The following is a 368-nucleotide window of genomic DNA, read 5'->3' as shown; positions in this document are numbered from 1 at the left end:
AGCTTGTTCTATACGCTCAGCTTCAGCTTGTTCTGCTGCAATACGTTCCTGTTCTACACGTTCAGCTTCAGCTTTTTCTGCTGCAATGCGCTCCTGTTCTAAACGTTCAGCTTCAGCTTTTTCTGCTGCAATACGTTCTTGCTCTACACGTTCAGCTTCAGCTTTTTCTGCTGCAATGCGTTCTTGTTCTACACGTTCGGCTTCAGCTTTCTCGGCTGCAACACGTGCTTGCTCTACACGTTCGGCCTCTGCTTTTTCTGCTGCAACGCGTTCTTGTTCTACACGTTCAGCTTCAGCCTTTTCTGCTGCAATGCGTTCTTGTTCTACACGTTCGGCTTGTGCCTTCTCTGCTGCAATGCGTGCTTGTT

General features: G+C 48.4%; 1 pseudogene. It reads right to left on the bottom strand.

Going from position 1 to position 368, the window contains the following annotated elements:
- Nucleotides 1–368 (bottom strand): annotated as a pseudogene (locus JIG41_RS20275) (signal recognition particle-docking protein FtsY); the annotation flags it as partial.

Origin of the sequence: Pseudoalteromonas sp. bablab_jr011 (assembly GCF_016464045.1) — a bacterium.
In the GTDB taxonomy this organism is placed as follows: Bacteria; Pseudomonadota; Gammaproteobacteria; order Enterobacterales; family Alteromonadaceae; genus Pseudoalteromonas; species Pseudoalteromonas lipolytica.
Note: the sequence above shows the minus strand (reverse complement) of the source record. Positions and strands in the feature narration are given on the sequence as shown.